The following is a 19235-nucleotide window of genomic DNA, read 5'->3' as shown; positions in this document are numbered from 1 at the left end:
GGCATAGTACCGAAACTAGAGCGCGCTAGTAGAGCGCGCTAGAAGTGATCCCCGGCGCGTCCGGTGCCGTGCACGAGGAGGTGTGTCCGTGACTGCTGGCGCGTTCGACGTCGTCACGATGGGACGGGTCGGGGTGGACATCTACCCGCGGCAGGTGGGGGTGCGGCTGGAGGACGTCGAGACGTTCGGCAGGTTCCTCGGCGGTAGCCCCACGGACGTCGCGGTCGCGGCGGCCCGGTACGGCAGGCGCGCCGCCGTGGTGACCAAGACCGGCGCCGACCCGTTCGGCCGGTTCGTCCGCCGGGCCCTCACCGGGTACGGCGTCGACGACCGCCTCGTCGGCACCTCCGAGCACCTGCCGACGCCGGTGACGTTCTGCGAGATCTTCCCGCCGGACGACTTCCCGCTGTACTTCTACCGCTTCCCGAAGGCGCCCGATCTGGACATCCACCCGGACGAGCTCGACGTCGGTGCCATCCGCGACGCGAGCATCTTCTGGGTCACGGTGACGGGACTGTGCCAGGAGCCGAGCCGCTCGGCGACGCTGGCGGCGCTGCGGGCGCGCGACCGCGCCGGGATCACCGTGCTCGATCTGGACTACCGGCCGATGTTCTGGGACTCGGCGGGCGAGGCCACACGCTGGGTCCGCGAGCTGCTGCCGTACGTCACCGTGGCCGTCGGGAACCTGCACGAGTGCGAGGTCGCGGTCGGCCCGGCAGGCACACCGGCCGCCACGGCCGCGGCACTGCGCGGGGCCGGGGCGTCGCTGGCCGTGGTCAAGCAGGGACCGAAGGGGGTGCTGGCGGCCGACGGCACCGGCGAGGTGGAGGTGCCGGCGGTGCCGGTGGAGGTCGTCAACGGGCTCGGCGCCGGGGACGCGTTCGGCGGCGCGCTGTGCCACGGCCTGCTTTCGGGCTGGCCGACCGAGCGGATCATGCGCTTCGCCAACGCCGCCGGTGCCCACGTCGCGGGTGAGCTGGCGTGCTCGGAGGCCATGCCGACCGAGGCACAGGTCGAGGCGAGGCTGGCGGAGGTGGCCGGTGTCTGAGCTGGTGAGCCGGATCGTGACGGCCAGGGTGCGCGAGCCGGAGGCGATCGCCGAGGCCGCGGCCAGGCGGGAACGGGCAACCTCCCCGTTCGGCGACCACCGCCGGACGATGATCATCGCTGCCGACCACCCGGCGCGGGGCGCCAACGCCGTCGGCGCGGACCCGCTCGCGATGGCCGATCGCAGTGAGCTGCTGGAGCGGCTGTGCCTGGCGCTGGAGCGTCCCGGCGTCACCGGCGTGCTCGCGACGGCGGACATCCTCGACGACCTGCTGCTGCTCGGCGTGCTCGACGGCAAGTCCGTGTTCGGCTCGATGAACCGCACCGGGCTGGCGGGATCCACCTTCGAGGTCGACGATCGTTTCGCCTGCCACGACGCCGCGTCGATCGCGCGGATGCGCTTCGACGGCGGCAAGATGCTCACCCGGATCTGCCTTGAGGACCCGGCGACGCCGTCGGTACTGGAGAACACCGCGCGCGCGGTGAACGAGCTCGCCGAGGCCGGGCTGATCGCGATGGTCGAGCCGTTCCTCTCCCGGTGGGCCGAAGGCAGGCTCCGTAACGACCTGTCGCCCGAGGCCGTGATCAGGTCGGTCACGATCGTCTCCGGGCTCGGCCGCTCCTCCGCCCGCACCTGGCTGAAGCTGCCCGTCGTGGCCGACATGGAACGGGTGCTCGCCGCTTCGACGCTGCCCGCGGTTCTGCTCGGCGGGGAGGTCAGAGACCCGGACGCCGCCTTCGCCGCCTGGCGGAAGGCCCTTTCCCTGCCCACCGTGCAGGGCCTCGTCGTCGGCCGCTCGCTGCTGTATCCGCGGGACGGCGACGTCGCGGAAGCCGTCGACACCGCTGTGGGGTTGCTGTGAACGAGAAGCCGTACCGGCCGGCGGGAAGCACCGCCGAAGGGCCCTTCGAGCTGGTGGTCACGCCGGAGTCGGCAGGATGGAGCTATTCGGGACTGCGCGTCGTGGAGCTCGGAGGGCGCACCGAGACCATCACCACCGGTGAAGCCGAAACGCTGGTGCTGCCGCTTTCCGGTGGCTGCACGGTCACGGTCGACGGAGAGAGCTTCGAGCTGGCCGGGCGGGCCGGGGTGTTCGACGCGGTCACCGACTTCGCCTACCTGCCCCGCGACGCGGAGGCCACGATCACGGGCACCGGCCGGTTCGCGCTGCCCTCGGCGCGCTGCGAGCGCAGGCTGCCCGCCCGCTACGGGCCCGCCGGGAACGTGCCCGCCGAGCTGCGCGGCGCGGATCGGTGCAGCCGCCAGGTGAACAACTACTGCCTGCCGCACACCTTCGAAGCGGATCAGCTGCTCGTGTGCGAGGTGCTGACGCCGGGCGGCAACTGGTCGTCGTACCCGCCGCACAAGCACGACGAGGCTCGCGAGGGGGAGAGCGAACTGGAGGAGATCTACTACTTCGAGGTCGCCTCCGGACCCGGCGGGCCCGGCATGGGATACCAGCGCGTCTACGGAACCGACGAGCGGCCGGTCGACGTGCTCGCCGAGGTGCGCACCGGGGACGTGGTGCTGATCCCGCACGGCTGGCACGGGCCGTCGATGGCCGTGCCCGGCTACGACCTCTACTACCTCAACGTGATGGCCGGTCCCGGCCAGGACCGGGCGTGGCTGATCTGTGACGACCCCGCGCACGGCTGGGTCCGCCGGACCTGGGAGTCGCAGCAGGTCGACCCGCGGCTGCCGTTCGGGAGGTCGTCGTGACCGTCCGGCTGACGACGGCGCAGGCCCTGGTGCGGTTCCTGATCGCGCAGTACAGCGAGCGCGACGGGACCGAGCGGCGGCTGATCCCCGGCGTGTGGGGCATCTTCGGGCACGGCAACGTGGCCGGGCTGGGACAGGCGCTGCTGCAGGCCGCCCGCACTGGCACGCCCGAACACGGTGAGCTGCCCTACTACCTCGCGCGCAACGAGCAGGGCATGGTGCACGCGGCGGCTGCGTTCGCGAAGATGCGCGACCGGTTGCAGACCTTCGCCTGCACCGCCTCGACCGGGCCGGGTTCGACGAACATGGTCACCGGTGCGGCACTGGCGACGGCGAACCGGTTGCCGGTGCTGCTGCTGCCCAGTGACATGTTCGCCACGCGCTACCCGGATCCGGTGCTGCAACAGCTGGAGGACACGCGCGGCGGCGACGTGACCGTCAACGACACGCTGCGGCCGGTGTCGAAGTTCTTCGACCGGATCACCCGCCCGGAACAGCTGATCCCCGCCGCGCTGGCGGCGATGCGGGTGCTGACCGACCCCGTGGAGACCGGCGCCGTCACCCTGTGCCTGCCGCAGGACGTTCAGGCCGAGGCGTACGACTGGCCCGAGGACTTCTTCCGGCACCGGGTGTGGCGCGTGGGCAGGCCGGTGCCGGAACCGCCGGCGCTCGCCCGCGCGGCGCGGATCCTGCGTGGCGCCAGGTCCCCGTTGATCGTCGCGGGCGGCGGCGTCGTCTACTCCGGCGCCACCGGGCAGCTGCGTGCCTTCGCCGAGGCCACCGGCATCCCGGTCGCCGACACGCACGCCGGAAAGGGTGCGCTGCCCTGGGACCACCCGTGCGCCGTCGGCGGCCTCGGCTCCACCGGGACCACGGCCGCCAACACCCTCGCGGCCGGGGCGGACGTGGTCCTCGGCATCGGCACCCGCTACAGCGACTTCACCACCGCCAGCCACACCGTGTTCGCCGAGCCCGGCGTCACGTTCGTCAACCTCAACGTCGCCAGGCTGGACGCGGCCAAACACTCCGCGGAGATGCTGCTCGCCGACGCCCGGCTCGGTATCGAGGCGCTGCACGGCGCGCTGGAGGGCTGGCAGGTCGGCGACGCCTACCGGGCGCGTGCCCGCACGCTGGCCGCGGACTGGCGGCGCGCGGCCGACGAGTGCCGCGCGCCCGGGCCGGGCCCGCTGCCCGCGCAGACCGAGATCCTCGGCGCGCTGAACGAGATCGTGGACGACCGGGACGTGGTGATCAACGCCGCCGGATCGATGCCGGGCGACCTGCAGATGCTGTGGCGGGCGCGGGACCCGAAGGCTTACCACGTCGAGTACGCCTACTCCTGCATGGGCTACGAGGTCGCCGCCGGGGTCGGCACCAGGATGGCCGACCCGTCCCGCGAGGTCTTCGTGCTCGTCGGCGACGGCTCGTACCTGATGATGTCGCAGGAGATCGTCACGATGGTCGCCGAGGGCCTGAAGGTGATCATCGTGCTGGTGCAGAACCACGGGTTCGCCTCCATCGGCGCGCTCTCGGAATCGCTTGGCTCCCAGCGCTTCGGCACCGCCTATCGCTACCGCAGCGCGGAGACCGGCCTGCTCGACGGCGGCGTGCTTCCCGTCGACCTCGCCGCCAACGCCGCGAGCCTCGGCGCCGACGTCATCAGGGCCGACGGCGTCACCGGGTTCCGCGACGCGATCACCAGGGCCAGGGCGAACGAGCGCACCACCGTGGTGCACGTCGAGGTCGACCTGTTCGCGCCCGGCCCGCCCGGGTCCGGCTGGTGGGACGTGCCGGTCAGCGAGGTGTCCGAACTGGACTCGACACGCGAGGCCCGCGAGAAGTACACCGCCGCCAAGGCCGCCCAGCGGCACTACCTGTGAGGACCACGTGAACACCATCGAGCACTGGATCGACGGCGCCCGCACTCCGGCGGGCTCGGTCCGCACCGCGCCCGTCCACGACCCGGCCACCGGCCGAAGGCAGGCCTCCGTCCTGCTGGCCGAACCATCCGATGTGGACACCGCCGCCGCCGCGGCGGGCAAGGCGTTCGAGTCGTGGGGGAACTCGTCGCTGTCCCAGCGGATGCGCGTCATGTTCGCCTTCCGCGAGCTGCTGGTGCGGCACGAGGACGAGCTGGCCCGGCTCATCTCGGCCGAGCACGGCAAGATGGTCGACGACGCGCGTGGTGAGATCGTGCGGGGCCGCGAGGTCGTCGAGTACGCGTGCGGCATCGCCGAGGTGCTCAAGGGCGGCTTCTCCGGCCAGGTCTCGCGCGACGTCGACCTGCACTCCTTCCGGCAGCCACTCGGAGTCTGCGCGGGCATCACCCCGTTCAACTTCCCGATCATGGTGCCGCTGTGGATGCATCCGATCGCGATCGCCACCGGCAACACGTTCCTGCTCAAGCCCAGCGAGCGCGACCCGTCCGTCTCCGGCCTCGTCGCCGAGCTCTACGCCGAGGCCGGGCTTCCGGACGGCGTCTTCAACGTCGTCCACGGCGACAAGACGGCCGTGGACGCGATCCTGCGGCACCCCGGTATCGCGGCCGTGTCGTTCGTCGGCTCCACCCCGGTCGCCAGGTACGTGCACGAACAGGCCACCGCCACCGGCAAGCGGGTGCAGGCCCTCGGCGGGGCGAAGAACCACGCCGTCGTGCTGCCCGACGCCGACCTGGACTTCGCCGCGAGTCACCTCACCGCCGCCGCGTTCGGCTCCGCCGGGCAGCGCTGCATGGCCGTCTCCGTCGCGGTGGCCGTCGGCGAGGCGGCGGACGCACTCGTGGAGACGCTGGGGCGGAAGACGGCCGAGATCACCGTGGGCCCCGGTGACCGGCCCGGCAGCGACATGGGCCCGGTGATCACCCGGGCCGCGTGCGAACGCGTCGCCCAGGCCGTTGGCAGAGCCGCCGAGCAGGGCGCCACCGTGGTCGCCGACGGCCGCGGGCTCACCGTTCCCGGTCACGAGGGCGGCTTCTTCGTCGGCCCCTCGCTGCTCGACCACGTCACCGCGGAGATGGATGTCTACCGCGACGAGGTCTTCGGCCCCGTGCTGGCGATCGTGCGCGCGGCCGACCTCGACGAGGCCATCGGCCTGATCAACGCCAACCCCTACGGCAACGGCACCGCGCTGTTCACCGCGGGCGGCGAGGCGGCCCGCCGCTTCCAGCGCGAGGTCACCGTGGGCATGGTCGGCGTCAACGTGCCCGTCCCGGTCCCGATGTCCTACTACTCCTTCGGCGGCTGGAAGGACTCGCTCATCGGCGACTCACCCATCCACGGTCCCGAAGGTGTGCGCTTCCACACCCGTGCCAAGGTCGTCACGTCGCGCTGGCCGCGGGGCGGCCGCTCGGTCGAGGCCGCCTTCAACTTCCCGACGTCCAGCTAGGAGCTCCTCATGACAGTGCCGTCCTCGCCGTCCTCGCCCGCGCAATCGCCGCGCACCGTCATCGGCAACCTCTGCCTCGGCAGCGCCCCCGACTCCTGGGGGGTCTGGTTCCCCCACGACGAGCACCAGCCGCCGTACACCCGGTTTCTCGACGAGCTCGTCGAGGCCGGCTACGAATGGCTGGAACTGGGGCCGTTCGGCTACCTGCCGACCGATCCGCAGCGCCTTTCCGACGAGCTCGGCACCCGTGGCCTACGGGTGTCCGGCGGCACCACCTTCGGCGCGCTGCACCGCCCGGACGAGTGGGACGAGATGCTGGCCACCACGCGCAAGGTCGCCGAGCTCACCGCCGCGACCGGCGCCCGCCACCTGGTCTACATCCCGCCGATGTACCGCGACGAGAAGACCGGCGAGTTCACCGACTCTCCCGAGTTCACGGCCGAGCAGTGGAACGCCTTCGGCGGCCGGGCCGGCGAGCTGGGCAGGATCCTGCTGGAGGAGTACGGCGTGCGGCTGTGCCTGCACCCGCACGCCGACAGTCATATCCAGAGCCAGACCGAGATCGAGCGCTACCTCGACAACTCCGACTCCCGCTACGCCAACCTGTGCCTGGACACCGGCCACGTCGCCTACGGCCGCGGGGACAACGTGGACCTGATCCGCCGCTACGCGGAACGGATCGGCTACGTGCACATCAAGCAGATGGACCCCGCCGTGCTCGACCAGGTGGCCGCCGAGGACCTGTCCTTCGGTGAGGCCGTGCAGCGGGGGGTCTGCGTCGAGCCGCCAGCGGGCGTGCCGGATCCCGCGACGATCATCGACGAGCTGGCCACGCTGGACGCCGAGCTGTTCGTCGTCGTCGAGCAGGACCTCTACCCGTGCGCCCCGGACGTTCCGCTGCCGATCGCGCTCCGCACCCGCGAGTACCTGAACGGGCGCGGCCTCTCCGGCACCCGGCGGCCCGGGGAGAGGGGCCGTTCATGACCGTCCGAATCGGAGTGATCGGCACCGGGATGATCGGGCGGGAGCACATCCGGCGCATCACCGAGGTGGTGCCGGACGCCGAGGTGGTGGTCGTGTCCGACGTCGACCCGGTGCGGGCGGAGGAAGCCGCCTCCGTGGTCGGCGCGAGTGCGCTGCCGTCCGGGCAGGACGTGATCGCCGATCCGCGGGTGGACGCGGTCGTGGTCACGTCGTGGGGCCCCACGCACGCCGAGTACGTGCTGGCGGCCGTCGAGGCGGGCAAGTACGTGTTCTGCGAGAAGCCGCTGGCCACGGCGGCCGAGGACTGCCTGCGGATCGTGCAGGCGGAGCAGGCCGGCGGGCGGCGGCTGGTGCAGGTCGGTTTCATGCGGCGCTACGACGCCGGGTACCGCGCGCTGAAGCGGGTGCTCGACGCTGGGGAGATCGGTGCGCCGCTGCTGATGCACTGCGCGCACCGCAATCCGACGGTGCCGGAGTCGTACCACTCCGAGATGGCCACGCACGACACGGCCGTGCACGAGATCGACACCATCCGCTGGCTGCTCGCGGACGAGATCGTCACGGTCCAGGTGCTCACGCCGCGCTCCACGTCGAGGCGGTTCCCGCACCTGCGGGACCCGCAGCTCATGTTGTTCGAGACCGCGGGCGGGGTGCGGATCGACCTGGAGGTGTTCGTGAACTGCCAGTACGGCTACGACATCCAGTGCGAGACGGTGGGGGAGACCGGGGCGGTCCGCCTGCCCGATCCCGCGGACGTGTGGCTGCGCCAGGCCGGGAACCTGCGCACCGGCGTGCTACAGGACTGGCAGCGGCGTTTCGGGGCGGCGTTCGACCTGGAGTTCGTCGAATGGGCCGCCTCGGTGCGTGAGGGCAAGCCCGCCGGGCCGAGCGCCTGGGACGGCTACGCCGCGGCGGTCATCTGCGACACGACGGTCGAGGCCCTGCACACCGGCCGTCCCGCCGAGGTCCGCATGAAGGACCGGCCGACCTTCTACGGGAGCTGACATGAAGATCGCACTCGACCCCTACATGCTGCGCGCGCTGCCGATGGAGGAGATGGCGCGCACCGTGGCGGAGATCGGCTACGAGTACATCGAGCTGTCCCCGCGAGCCGAGTTCATGCCCTTCTTCCTGCACCCGAGGGCCGACGACGAGCAGGTCGCCCGGCTGCGGAAGGTGCTACGCGAGACCGGTGTCCAGCTGTCCAGCACGCTGCCGCTGTACCGGTGGTCGAGCCCCGACGAGGCCGAGCGGCTGGCCGCCGTGCGCTACTGGCGGCGCATGATCGAGGTGACCGCCGAGCTGGAGTGCCCGCTGATGAACTCCGAGTTCAACGGCCGCCCGGAACGCGCCGCGGAGAGCGAGGCGGCGTTCTGGCGCTCGCTCGAGGAGCTGCTGCCGGTGTTCGAGCGCGAGGGCATCGCGCTCAACCTGGAGGCCCATCCGGACGACTTCTGCGAGCTCAACGATCCGGCGGTGGACCTGGTGCGGGCGATCAACAAGGACTGGGTGAACTACCTGTACTGCGCCCCGCACACGTTCCACCTCTCCGACGGCACCGGTGACGTCGCCGGCATGCTGCGCTACGCCGGTGACCGGCTGCGGCACGTGCACATCGCCGACTCCTTCAACCACAAGGGATCGTCCGGGCTGCGCTACATCCTCAACCCGCCGGGAACCCAGGCGAGGGTGCACCAGCATCTGGACGTCGGCCAGGGCGAGGTCGACTGGGACTCCTTCTTCGGCACCCTGCGGGAGCTGGACTTCGACGGCGTCGCCACCGTCTGCGTGTTCGCCTGGGAGGAGCGCGCCGTCGAGTCGAGCAGGTCGATGCTCGACCGCGTCAGCAGGGAGCTCGCCGCGTGAGGCACGGGCCGTGCCCGCGGCTCACCACTCGCGGCGGTTGAGCCCCACCAGCACACGCTCGACGAGCTCGGGATCGATCTGGGACCGGTCGCCGTCGGCCTGCTCGGCCACGAGGGACCGCCGTGCGTCGCGCCGGGGTAGCCGCACCTCGGTCCCCGACACCCCCGCAGGCAGCGGCAGTTCGCACCACACCAGCTTCCCCCTGGCGTTGAGCGGGACGACACCGGTCCGCAGGCCGTCCAGCGCGGGCGGTGCCGCGTTCGGCGCGGCGGGCTCGTCGTCCTCCACCTCGATCACGAGGCAGTCGCTCGTGACCCGGGCACGCACGGTGACGAAGCCCGGCGCCCTGGAGTCGGTGCGGTCGACGATGGCCTTCACCAGCCGCCGCGCGGCCGCGGAGGCGTCGTCCATGAGCCCGGGGAGCGACCACTCGGTGAGCGAGAACCGGATGAAGATGTCGGTGCAGTTCACGGCGCTGGGCAGTGCGACGAGCCGGATGTCGTCGACCTGAGCGGTCTGGGAATTCACGGATGATCCTTCCAAGGTCGCGTCCCGCGCGAGCTGCAAGCTGCGCCCGAAGGCCCGTATCTTGCCAACTCGCTCGCCGGCCTGTCGATCAGGGTTCGGGATCGACGATACTTCTGCGGATCGTGGTGGTGGCGGCTACGGTCTTCGTGGTCTTCGCGTACCGGCGACCGCACGTCCGAGGGGGAACGTGAGCAACCGACTCGCGCTGATCGGCCTGCGCTCGTGGCCGGAGCGGCGGCGCCTCGGTGAGGTGCTGCGCAAGGAGACCATCGGCGGTGCGCTGCTGCTGGCCGGCGCGGCGCTCGGCCTCGCGCTGGCCAACTCGCCGTGGGCGGAGGGCTATACCGCGCTCGGCGAGCGCACCTTCGGCCCGGCGGCCCTGCACCTCGACCTCACCCTCGCGGAGTGGGCCGCCGACGGCCTGCTCGCCGTGTTCTTCTTCGTGGCCGGGCTGGAGCTGAAGCGGGAGTTCGCGGCCGGGGACCTGCGGGACCCGCGGCGGGCGAGCGTTCCGGTCACGGCCGCGTTCGCGGGTGTGGTGCTGCCCGCGGTGATCTTCGTCGCGATCAACTCCGGTGCAGGCGGCGACGCGCTCGAAGGCTGGGCGGTGCCGACCGCCACCGACATCGCGTTCGCCCTCGCTGTGCTCGCCGTGGTGGGCCGGAACCTGCCGTCGGCGCTGCGGACGTTCCTGCTGACCCTCGCCGTCGTCGACGACCTGATCGCCATCGTGATCATCGCCGGCTACTACACCGACGAGCTGGAGTTCGTGCCGCTGCTGCTCGCGCTGCCTCCGCTCGCCGCGTTCACGTATCTCGTCCAGCGCAGGGTGCGGTCGTGGTGGCTGCTGCTGCCGCTCGCCGTGGCGGTGTGGGCGCTCGTGCACGCCTCGGGCATTCACGCGACCGTCGCGGGCGTCCTGCTCGGCTTCGCGGTCCCGGTCCTGCGCAGGCACGGCGAGGGGCCCGGGCTGGCCGAGCACTTCGAGTACCGCTTCCGGCCGCTGTCGGCGGGCTTCGCGGTACCGGTGTTCGCCTTCTTCGCCGCGGGGGTCGACTTCGGCGGCCTCGAAGGGCTCGGCAACTCGCTCGGGGACAGCGTCGCACTCGGCGTCATCGCCGGGCTCGTGCTCGGCAAGACGGCCGGGATCCTCGGGGCGACCTACGTCGTCGCCAGGATCACCGGGCTCCGGCCGCCGCCACCGCTGTCCTGGATCGACGTCGCGGGTGTCGCGGTGCTCGGCGGGATCGGGTTCACCGTGTCACTGCTGGTCGGCGAGCTGGCCTTCGGCGCTGGCAGCGACCATGCCGAGCACGTCAAGGCCGGGGTGCTGGCCGGCTCGCTGACCGCGGCCCTGATCGCCACGGTGATCCTGCGCGTCCGCGACGGCGTGCACCGGCGGGCCTGCGAGGCCGAGAATCTCGACGCGGACGCCGACGGAGTCCCGGATGTGCACCAGGACACGACCGAGTCGACCGACACGGACCCGACCGACCCGGCAGGCGGCCGGACGGGCGAATGACCTCGTACCGGCGCCGCAGCCGCGGTGCCGCCGGGCGGCCGCTGTCCGGAACGTCCGATCGCGTAGATCACTGCGAGCGACGTGACGGGGACCGGTTGTGGACAAGACTCGTGGTCTCTGCTTGCATAGCGTCCGTCGGTGAGGGGGTGGCCGATTCACGAGGCCCGTACGCGACGAGAAGGTAGTGAACACATGGCGAGGCGGGCGAGAGCGCGAGAGCTGCTGGACCGCTCCCGGGTGGTGCTGGACCGTTCCCGCGAGGCGGCCGCGCAGTTCCTCGCGGCGCCACGGCATCCCGAACCGCAGGCGGCGAGGCCGGCCATCGAGGCCGCGCCGCCCGAACCACCGCCCAGCGCCAGGGAACAGGTGCTGGTCGACATCTGCGCGAGTGTCGCGCTGCGCGACCTCAACCTCGTCGACTCGCTGCTGTCGCGCCTCGAGGAGATGGAGGCGAAGGAGGAGGACGAGGACCGGCTGGCCGAGCTCTACCGGCTCGACCACCTCGCGACCAGGCTCCGCCGCAACGCGGAGAACCTGCGGGTGCTCGCCGGACGGGACGCCGGCGACACGGCGTCCGACACCGTGTCGCTGGTCGACGTGGTCCGCGCCGCCATGTCCTCGATCGACCACTACTCACGCATCTCCATCGGGCGCGTCGTGTCGCTGGGTGTCGTCGGCTTCGCCGCCGAGGACCTGAGCCGGCTGCTGGCCGAGCTGCTCGACAACGCCGCCAACCAGTCGCCGCCCAACTCCTCGGTGCGCGTCAGCGCCCACCTGACCGAACAGGGCAGCGTGCTCGTCCGGATCGAGGACGAGGGCATCGGCCTGCCGCCGGAGCGGCTGCGCGAGCTCAACGAGCGGCTCTCCGGCGACCCGGTGCTCGACGACGACGCCGTGCGGCACATGGGCCTCGCCGTCGTGCGCAGGCTCGCCGGGCGGCACGACATGCGGGCGGCGCTGGACCGGCGCGTACCGCACGGCACCACCGCCACCGTGCTGCTGCCGACCTCACTCGTCTGTGAGCTGCCCGAGGCGAGCTGGTCCGGTTCGCGAACGGTGGTGTTCGCGGCGAACGGCCGTGCGGCCGAGCCGTCTGTGCCCGCCGAGCCCACCGAGCCCACCGCGCCCGCTGTGTCCGCTGAGGGCACGGCGGACATGTTCACGCCGGACCCGGCCACCGAACCCGCCACGACGGCGAGCGGCCTGCCCCGGCGGGTGCCTTCCGGCAACGGCGAGCCGGCCCCGCGCCACCGCCCGGCTCCGGTACCGGCCACCGGCGGTACGACGGCCAGCGGCCTGCCACGCCGGGTGTCGCGCAGCCTGCGGAAGCCGTCGGGAGACGAGACACCGCGGCAGGACGGCGGACCGGCGAGCGGTGACGGTGGCAACGGCGGTGACGGTGGCGAGAACCGGGCCGAGAGCGGGGGCCACGAGCAACTGCTCGCGGACCTGGGCGCCTTCGCCGACGGCGAGCAGGCCGCACTGGAGCGGCGACAGGACAGCACGCGCGGTGACGTGGACGCAGCATCCGAGGAAGAGCAGTGACGGCGAACAGTTCCGACAGCTACAGCCCCCGCAAGCCCGACTTCACCTGGCTGCTCAACGATTTCGTCCGCAAGGTCCACGGCGTCAGCCACGCGCTGATCATGTCGTCCGACGGGTTCCCGTTGACGGCGTCGGATGCGGTCAGCACCGATGACGCGGAGCAGCTGGCCGCCATCTCCAGCGGCCTGCTCAGCCTGGCGCACAACAGCGCCTCGCTGTTCGACAAGGGCACCTGCGAGCAGATCATCATCCGGCTGAGCCGTGGCTACTTCCTGTTCATGGGCATCGGCTCCGGCGCCGGTCTCGCCGTACTGACCGGCCCCGACTGCGACATGAAGGTCGTGGCCTACGAGATGACGCAGTTCGTGACCAACGCAGGCCACGCGCTGACTCCCGAGATACGCGCCGACCTGCGACGGGTGCTCACCGCACGCCGTTCGCAGGTCTGAACCGGGCCGAGGATGTGATCACTGTGTCCAATGACAGCGGACCCGGTCGGCAGCAGCGGATGCGCAGCAAGCGGATCCGCCCGTACACGCTCACCGGCGGCCGGACCAGGACGCGCTACGACCTTCTGGTGGAGTCGCTGATCTCGGTGCCGCACTACGATCCGAGCCTGAGCGACTCGCTGATGCCCGAGTCCCGGAAGCTGTACGAGCGCGCCCGCACCCGGGTGTCGATCGCCGAGCTCTCGGTGCTGCTGGAGATGCCGCTCGGTGTGGTGCGCGTCCTGGTCAGCGACCTGGCGGCGCAGGGTGCGGTCTACATCCACCCGACAGCCCACGCCTATCAGCACGATCGGAACGTACTCGAGAGGATCCTCGATGGACTCAAGCGGCTACCGGTCTGACGAGGCGGTCGCGGCCACCGGGCAAGGCGCCGAGCAGGTGGGGGAAACGGACGCGGGGCTGCTCACGGTCTCCGCGAAGATCGTCATCGCGGGCGGCTTCGGTGTCGGGAAGACCACCTTCGTCGCGTCCGTCTCCGAGGTCGCACCGCTCAACACCGAGGCGTGGATGACGGAGGCCGGTGAGGGGGTGGACGACCTGCCGCCCAACGGCAGCAAGTCGACCACCACCGTCGCGATGGACTTCGGCCGGATCACGCTGCACCCCGATCTGCTGTTGTACCTGTTCGGGACACCGGGACAGGCGCGCTTCTGGTTCCTGTGGGACGACCTCGCCCGCGGTGCGCTCGGCGCGATCGTGCTGGTCGACACGAACCGCATCGACCAGTCGTTCGCGGCGATCAACTACTTCGAGAACGACTCCGACCTGCCGTTCATCGTCGCCGTCAACCTCTTCGACGGCGAGCTCAAGCACGATCTCGACGAGGTGCGCGACGCCCTCGCGCTGAACCCCGAGATCCCGCTGATCACCTGTGACGCCCGCAATCCGGCGTCCACGGCGGAGGCGCTGCGCGAACTGGTCTCCTACACCCTCTCGCTCGCCGAGCTCTCGGAACCGGGGAGGATGCGGGCTCATGCGTAAGATTCTGATCATCGGCGCGGGCCAGTCGGGCCTGCAGCTCGCGCTGACCCTGAGGGAGCACGACTACGACGTCACGCTGATGTCGGCCCGCACGCCCGACGAGATCCGCAACGGGCGGGTGATGTCCACCCAGTGCATGTTCCACGACGCGCTGCAGCACGAGCGGGACCACGGGCTGAACCTGTGGGAGGAGCAGGCGCAACCGGTCGAGGGCCTCGGCGTGTCGATCGCGGCGCCCGACTCCAGCCGCGCGATGGACTGGGTCGGCCGGCTCGACAACTACGCGCAGTCGGTCGACCAGCGGGTGAAGATGGCCGGCTGGCTGGAGTTGTTCGAGCAGCGCGGCGGCAAGCTCATCATCCACGGCGTCACCACCGCCGACCTCGACGCGCTGGCGATGATGTACGACCTCGTGATCGTCTCGGCGGGCAAGGGCGAGCTGGTCGAGCTGTTCGATCGCAATCCCGACCGGTCCCCGTACACGACTCCGCAGCGGACGTTGTCGGTGGTGTATGTCCACGGCGCGGGCCGCCGACCCGAGCACCCGGAGTTCGCCGCGGTGCGGTTCAACATCATTCCCGGGGTGGGCGAGCTGTTCATGATCCCGGGCTACACGTTGACCGGCAACTGCGAGATCCTCTTCTTCGAGGGGATCCCGGGCGGACCGCTGGACTGCTGGTCGGATCGGCCCGGCCCCGCCGAGCATCTGGAGCGCATGCTCGGACTGATGAAGCAGTACCTGCCGTGGGAGTACGAGCGCTGCCGCGGTGTGGAGCTCACCGATCCGCGGGCCACGCTCTCCGGCGGCTACACGCCGGTGGTGCGCCATCCGGTCGGCCGGCTGCCCTCGGGCGGTGCGGTGCTGGGCATGGCGGACGTGGTGGTGGCGAACGATCCCATCACCGGCCAGGGCTCCAACAACGCCAGCAAATGCGCTCAGTCCTATCTGGACAGCATTCTGGAGCGCGGCGATCGCCCGTACGACGCGGAGTGGATGGAGAACACGTTCGAGCGCTACTGGGAGTACGCGCGGCACGTCACCGACTGGACCAACGCGATGCTGCAGCCGCCACCGCCGCACGTGATGGACATCCTCGGCGCGGCGCAGTCGAACGACGTGGTCGCCCGGCGCTTCGTCAACGGGTTCAGCGATCCTTCCGACTACGAGCGCTGGTTCATGGACCCGGGCAAGGCCGCCGACTACCTGGCGAGCGTGTCGGCCGCCTCCTGATCCCGTTCCCGGCAGCAGCCCCCGAGCCGTCCGGTTCGGGGGCTGCTGCCGTTCGGCGGGCCCGCACGAGAGGTCACAGGAAGGTCTCTTAGTTGACGGACGTCACAAATCTGCGTCACGATGGCCCCCTTGTCGCCTATGCAGCGGAGCACAGGAGGGCACGGTGGGATCGGTGCACGTTCAGCCGAAGGAACGGTCCGCAAGCAACGGGAAGCGGCGTGACGTGCATGTCGCGGCCGGGGCCGGCCCACGGGAATCCGGTGACAAGCAGACCGCCTGTGCTCGCGTGCTCGCCGTGCTTTCGGCGTTCGCCGCCACGAGCGGCGCATCACTGTCGTTGACGGACATCAGCAGGCGGGCCGGCCTGTCACTGACCACCACGCACCGGCTGGTCGGTGAGCTGACCGAATGGGGTGCGCTCGAGCGACACGACCGCCAGTACCGGATCGGCATCCGCGTGCTCGAACTGGCGGCGTCCTCGACCAGGGGCCTGGAGCTCCGCGAGATCGCGATGCCGTACCTGATGGACCTGCACGCCGCGACGAAGGAGAACGTGCATCTCGCCGTCCGGGCCGGGCTGGAGATCGTGTACGTCGAGCGGTTGCACGCCCCCGGCGGCGTCGAGATCCTGAGCCGCATCGGCGGGCGCTGGCCGCTGCATGCCACCGGTACCGGTCTCGTGCTGCTCGCACACGCCGGCTACGACGTGCAGGAGCAGGTGCTCAGCGGGCCGCTCCAACGGTTCACGAGCAAGACGATCTGCGACTCCCGCACGTTGCGCCAGGCCCTTGCGGAGGTGAAGCGCACGCGGGTCGCGGTCACCGACGGGCAGATCACGCCGGGTGCGGTCGCGATCGCCAGCCCCGTCCACGGGGCCGACGGCGAGGTCGTGTCGGCCGTCGGCGTGGTGGTGCCGAGCAACGGGTTCGCGCCCCGGGGCACGGAGCGGCCCCCGGCCGGCGGCTGGAAGCAGCAGACCATCGTCCCCGCGGTCGTCACCACCGCGCGGCGCATCTCGCGGGCGCTCGGCGCGCGGCACTAACCCGCAAGTCCCCCGCTCAGGCCCGCGAGTCCCGCACTCAGGTCCGCGGCTTGCGCAATCCGGCCGCTGGTCCGTGCCTCGCGCTTCGCGAACGGCACATCCGCCACGCCGCCGACGGGGAACTCGCGGGCACCGGCGAGGGACTCGCGTGTCTGTCTACAGTGGACGTACTGGGGCTTTTCCGTCCGGCGGAATCGTCATTGTGAGCAGTGCCGCCGCGGCACAGGATTGGCGGCGGTGGCGAGTCCGACTGGAGGCGGGAATGAAGACGAAGGCGGCGATCTCGCGTGGCCCCGGGATTCCTTGGGAGATCACGGAACTGGAGCTGGACGAGCCGGGAACGGGGGAGGTGCGGGTCCGTTTCGCGGCGGCCGGGCTGTGCCACTCCGATGACCATGTGCGCACCGGCGACGCGCCCGTGCGCTACCCGATGGTGGGCGGCCACGAGGGCGCCGGCGTCGTCGACGCGGTCGGTCCCGGCGTCACCAGGGTGCGGGAGGGCGACCGGATCGTCTGCTCCTACATCCCCGTGTGCGGCACCTGCGGGCCCTGCTCCACCGGGCACCAGAACCTGTGCGAGTCCGGGATCAACGCCTCGACCGGCATGTTCCTCGACGGTACCTTCCGGTTCCACTCCGGTGACGAGGACCTCGGCGGCTTCTGCAGCCTCGGCACGTTCGCCGAGTACGCGGTGGTCTCCGAGCGGTCCTGCGTGCCACTGGAGGACGATCTTCCGTTCGAGATCGCGGCACTGCTGGGCTGCGGCGTGCCCACCGGCTGGGGCTCCGCCGTGTACGCCGCGGAGGTGCGGGCCGGGCAGACGGTGGTGATCTACGGCGCGGGCGGTGTCGGCAGCAACGCCGTGCAGGGCGCCCGGTACGCGGGTGCGAAGAACGTCGTGGTGGTCGATCCGGTGCCGTTCAAGCTGGAGATGGCCAAGGTCTTCGGTGCCACGCACACGTTCACCGACGCCGGCGCCGCTCACGAGTTCGTCGTCGAGACCACGTGGGGACGGCTGGCCGACCACGCGATCCTGACCCAGGGCGTGCTCACCGAGGACGTCGTGGACAGCGCCGTGGCCGTCACGGGCAAGCGCGGCCGGATCACCGTCACCGCCGTCGGCGCGCTGGGCGAGCAGCAGGTCAAGGTCGGCAGCGGGCTGCTGATCGGCTTCGAGCGCACCATCCGCGGTGCGCTGTTCGGCAGCTGCAACCCGCTCTACGACATCCCGAGGCTGATCGGCCTCTACCGGGCCGGCGATCTCAAGCTGGACGAGCTGGTCACCACGCGCTACTCGCTCGACCAGGTGGACCAGGCCTGCGACGACATGCTGGCGGGCCGGAACATCCGTGGCGTCATCGTCCACAGTGGCTTCGGCGCATGACCGCGCCGGAGCGGATCGACATCACCTCGTTGCTGACCGCGCGTACGCACCTCGTCGGTGGTGAGTGGGTCGCCGCCCGTGGCGGCGGGACGATCGACGTGCTCAACCCTGCCACGCAGGAACTGCTGCTGCCGGTGCCGCGCGGTGGCGCGGACGACATCGCCGACGCCGTGCGGGCCGCCGCCGCCGCGTTCCCGCGCTGGCGGGACACCAGCCCGGCGGTCCGCGCCGAACTGCTGTACCGCTGGGCGGAGCTGGCCGGGCGTTACGAACACGAACTCGACGTGCTTGAGTCCATGGAGGTCGGCAGGCCGCACTGGGGGCCGTCGCCGCTGCGCCGGATGCTGATGTTCATCGCCGGGCAGGTGGACAAGGTCTCCGGGCGCTCGCTGCCGACTCACGACTCCGACGACATCGCGCTGACCCTGCGCGAGCCCTACGGCGTCGTCGGGAGCATCGTCCCGTGGAACGCCCCCGCGCCGATGTTCGTCAACGACGTGGCCCCGGCGATCGGCGCGGGCAACACCATCGTCGTCAAGCCGGCCGAGGACGCGCCGCTGGCGGCGCTGCTGCTCGCCCGGCTCGCGATGGAGGCCGGTATCCCGCCCGGGGTGGTGAACGTGGTGACGGGTTACGGCGCGGAGGCGGGCGCGGCGCTGCCCGCGCACCGGAGGGTCCGGCGGATGAGCTTCACCGGGTCGCCACCGACCGGTGCCGAGGTGATGGCCGCGTGCGCGCGGAACCTGACGCCGCTGCACCTCGAGCTCGGCGGCAAGTCACCTCAGGTGGTGCTGCGTGACGCCGACCTGCAACGCGCGGTCCCGGCGATGATCCGCAGCATCACCCTGAACACCGGGCAGGTCTGCGCGGCGGGCTCCCGCGTCGTGGTCGACCGGAGCCGCTACGACGAGGTCGTGCGCGCGCTCACCGACGGGTTCGCCAAGGTGCGCGTCGGCCGGTGGCACGAGAACGTCGACATGGGCCCCCTCATCAACGCGCGGCAGGAGGCGCGGGTCCTGGAGTACCTGGAGATCGGGCGGAAGGAGGGCGCGACGCTGCTCACCGGCGGCCGCAAGCTCACCGGCCCGGAGTTCGAGCACGGGTTCTTCGTCGAGCCCACGATCTTCGGTGACGTCGAGCCGGGAATGCGGATCGCGCAGGAGGAGATCTTCGGCCCGGTGCTGTCGGTGATCCCGGTCGACGGCGAGGAGCAGGCACTCGACGTGGCCAACGGAACCGACTACGGGCTCGCGGCGTCGGTGTGGACGGCCGACGTCGGCCGTGCGGCACGGCTGGCGAAGAGGATCGAGGCGGGGCAGGTCGCGGTGAACACCTCCGGTTCGTTCGGCGTCATCGGCGCGCCGTTCGGCGGGTACAAGAACAGCGGCTACGGGCGCACGATGGGTGCCGACGCCGTGCGCGAGTACACCCAGGTGAAAACCGTGACGATCAGCGGAGCCGAGCGCCCGTAGTCGTGAGTGGCCACACGAGT

At 71.3% G+C, this 19235-nt stretch carries 18 protein-coding genes; 17 read left to right on the top strand and 1 reads right to left on the bottom strand.

Annotation, left to right across the window (positions count from 1 at the left end):
• Positions 1 to 88: 88 nt before the first annotated feature.
• The 8 genes from iolC to JAP66_RS14770 are packed head-to-tail and all read left to right on the top strand — an operon-like array spanning position 89 to position 9001.
• Positions 89 to 1048: a 5-dehydro-2-deoxygluconokinase gene (iolC, locus tag JAP66_RS14805; protein ID WP_307849564.1), complete on the top strand. Its 960-nt coding sequence runs from the start codon at positions 89 to 91 to the stop codon at positions 1046 to 1048.
• Complete coding sequence (locus JAP66_RS14800; RefSeq protein ID WP_199432294.1) at positions 1041 to 1910, top strand: Cgl0159 family (beta/alpha)8-fold protein; 870 nt, start codon at positions 1041 to 1043, stop codon at positions 1908 to 1910. The genes iolC and JAP66_RS14800 overlap by 8 nt, the downstream gene beginning before the upstream one ends.
• The gene (iolB, locus tag JAP66_RS14795) at positions 1907 to 2767 is read left to right on the top strand and encodes a 5-deoxy-glucuronate isomerase (RefSeq protein ID WP_199432293.1); all 861 of its coding nucleotides are present in this window, start codon (positions 1907 to 1909) and stop codon (positions 2765 to 2767) included. The genes JAP66_RS14800 and iolB overlap by 4 nt, the downstream gene beginning before the upstream one ends.
• Positions 2764 to 4647, top strand: a complete 1884-nt coding sequence (gene iolD, locus JAP66_RS14790) for a 3D-(3,5/4)-trihydroxycyclohexane-1,2-dione acylhydrolase (decyclizing) (RefSeq protein ID WP_199432292.1) — start codon at positions 2764 to 2766, stop codon at positions 4645 to 4647. The genes iolB and iolD overlap by 4 nt, the downstream gene beginning before the upstream one ends.
• 7 nt (positions 4648 to 4654) lie before the next feature.
• Positions 4655 to 6151 (top strand): CoA-acylating methylmalonate-semialdehyde dehydrogenase, encoded by a 1497-nt coding sequence (locus JAP66_RS14785; RefSeq protein ID WP_199432291.1) that lies wholly within the window; start codon positions 4655 to 4657, stop codon positions 6149 to 6151.
• Positions 6152 to 6160: 9 nt separating this feature from the next.
• Positions 6161 to 7135, top strand: a complete 975-nt coding sequence (locus JAP66_RS14780; RefSeq protein WP_199432290.1) for a TIM barrel protein — start codon at positions 6161 to 6163, stop codon at positions 7133 to 7135.
• A complete protein-coding gene (locus tag JAP66_RS14775; protein ID WP_199432289.1) occupies positions 7132 to 8139 on the top strand; it encodes a Gfo/Idh/MocA family protein in 1008 nt (335 codons plus the stop codon). The genes JAP66_RS14780 and JAP66_RS14775 overlap by 4 nt, the downstream gene beginning before the upstream one ends.
• 1 nt (position 8140) lies before the next feature.
• On the top strand, positions 8141 to 9001 hold the full coding sequence (locus JAP66_RS14770) for a sugar phosphate isomerase/epimerase family protein (RefSeq protein WP_199432288.1): 861 nt from the start codon (positions 8141 to 8143) through the stop codon (positions 8999 to 9001).
• A 21-nt stretch (positions 9002 to 9022) separates the two neighbouring features.
• On the opposite strand, the gene JAP66_RS14765 is transcribed toward JAP66_RS14770, so the two are convergent.
• On the bottom strand, positions 9023 to 9529 hold the full coding sequence (locus JAP66_RS14765; protein ID WP_199432287.1) for an ATP-binding protein: 507 nt from the start codon (positions 9527 to 9529) through the stop codon (positions 9023 to 9025).
• A 187-nt stretch (positions 9530 to 9716) separates the two neighbouring features.
• Here JAP66_RS14765 and nhaA point away from each other — a divergent pair, with 187 nt between their 5' ends.
• The 9 genes from nhaA (at position 9717) to JAP66_RS14720 (ending at position 19215) form a co-directional block, all read left to right on the top strand.
• Positions 9717 to 11051 carry a Na+/H+ antiporter NhaA gene (gene nhaA / locus JAP66_RS14760; protein ID WP_199432286.1) on the top strand — a complete coding sequence of 445 codons (1335 nt, stop codon included), beginning with the start codon at positions 9717 to 9719 and terminating at the stop codon, positions 11049 to 11051.
• Positions 11052 to 11243: 192 nt separating this feature from the next.
• The gene (locus tag JAP66_RS14755) at positions 11244 to 12596 is read left to right on the top strand and encodes a sensor histidine kinase (protein WP_199432285.1); all 1353 of its coding nucleotides are present in this window, start codon (positions 11244 to 11246) and stop codon (positions 12594 to 12596) included.
• A complete protein-coding gene (locus tag JAP66_RS14750; protein ID WP_199432284.1) occupies positions 12593 to 13045 on the top strand; it encodes a roadblock/LC7 domain-containing protein in 453 nt (150 codons plus the stop codon). Before JAP66_RS14755 ends, JAP66_RS14750 begins: the two co-directional genes overlap by 4 nt.
• Positions 13046 to 13104: 59 nt before the next feature.
• Positions 13105 to 13446, top strand: a complete 342-nt coding sequence (locus JAP66_RS14745) for a DUF742 domain-containing protein (protein WP_199432383.1) — start codon at positions 13105 to 13107, stop codon at positions 13444 to 13446.
• Positions 13421 to 14086 (top strand): GTP-binding protein, encoded by a 666-nt coding sequence (locus JAP66_RS14740; RefSeq protein ID WP_199432283.1) that lies wholly within the window; start codon positions 13421 to 13423, stop codon positions 14084 to 14086. Before JAP66_RS14745 ends, JAP66_RS14740 begins: the two co-directional genes overlap by 26 nt.
• Complete coding sequence (locus JAP66_RS14735) at positions 14079 to 15317, top strand: styrene monooxygenase/indole monooxygenase family protein (protein ID WP_199432282.1); 1239 nt, start codon at positions 14079 to 14081, stop codon at positions 15315 to 15317. Before JAP66_RS14740 ends, JAP66_RS14735 begins: the two co-directional genes overlap by 8 nt.
• A gap of 223 nt (positions 15318 to 15540) precedes the next feature.
• Positions 15541 to 16359, top strand: a complete 819-nt coding sequence (locus tag JAP66_RS14730) for an IclR family transcriptional regulator (protein WP_199432382.1) — start codon at positions 15541 to 15543, stop codon at positions 16357 to 16359.
• Positions 16360 to 16621: 262 nt separating this feature from the next.
• Positions 16622 to 17743: an NDMA-dependent alcohol dehydrogenase gene (locus JAP66_RS14725; RefSeq protein WP_199432281.1), complete on the top strand. Its 1122-nt coding sequence runs from the start codon at positions 16622 to 16624 to the stop codon at positions 17741 to 17743.
• Positions 17740 to 19215 carry an aldehyde dehydrogenase family protein gene (locus tag JAP66_RS14720; RefSeq protein WP_199432280.1) on the top strand — a complete coding sequence of 492 codons (1476 nt, stop codon included), beginning with the start codon at positions 17740 to 17742 and terminating at the stop codon, positions 19213 to 19215. The genes JAP66_RS14725 and JAP66_RS14720 overlap by 4 nt, the downstream gene beginning before the upstream one ends.
• Positions 19216 to 19235: the final 20 nt, after the last annotated feature.

The sequence above is a fragment of the Qaidamihabitans albus genome (assembly GCF_016464705.1).
In the GTDB taxonomy this organism is placed as follows: domain Bacteria; phylum Actinomycetota; class Actinomycetes; order Mycobacteriales; family Pseudonocardiaceae; genus Qaidamihabitans; species Qaidamihabitans albus.
This window is presented reverse-complemented; position numbering and strand designations above follow the sequence as displayed.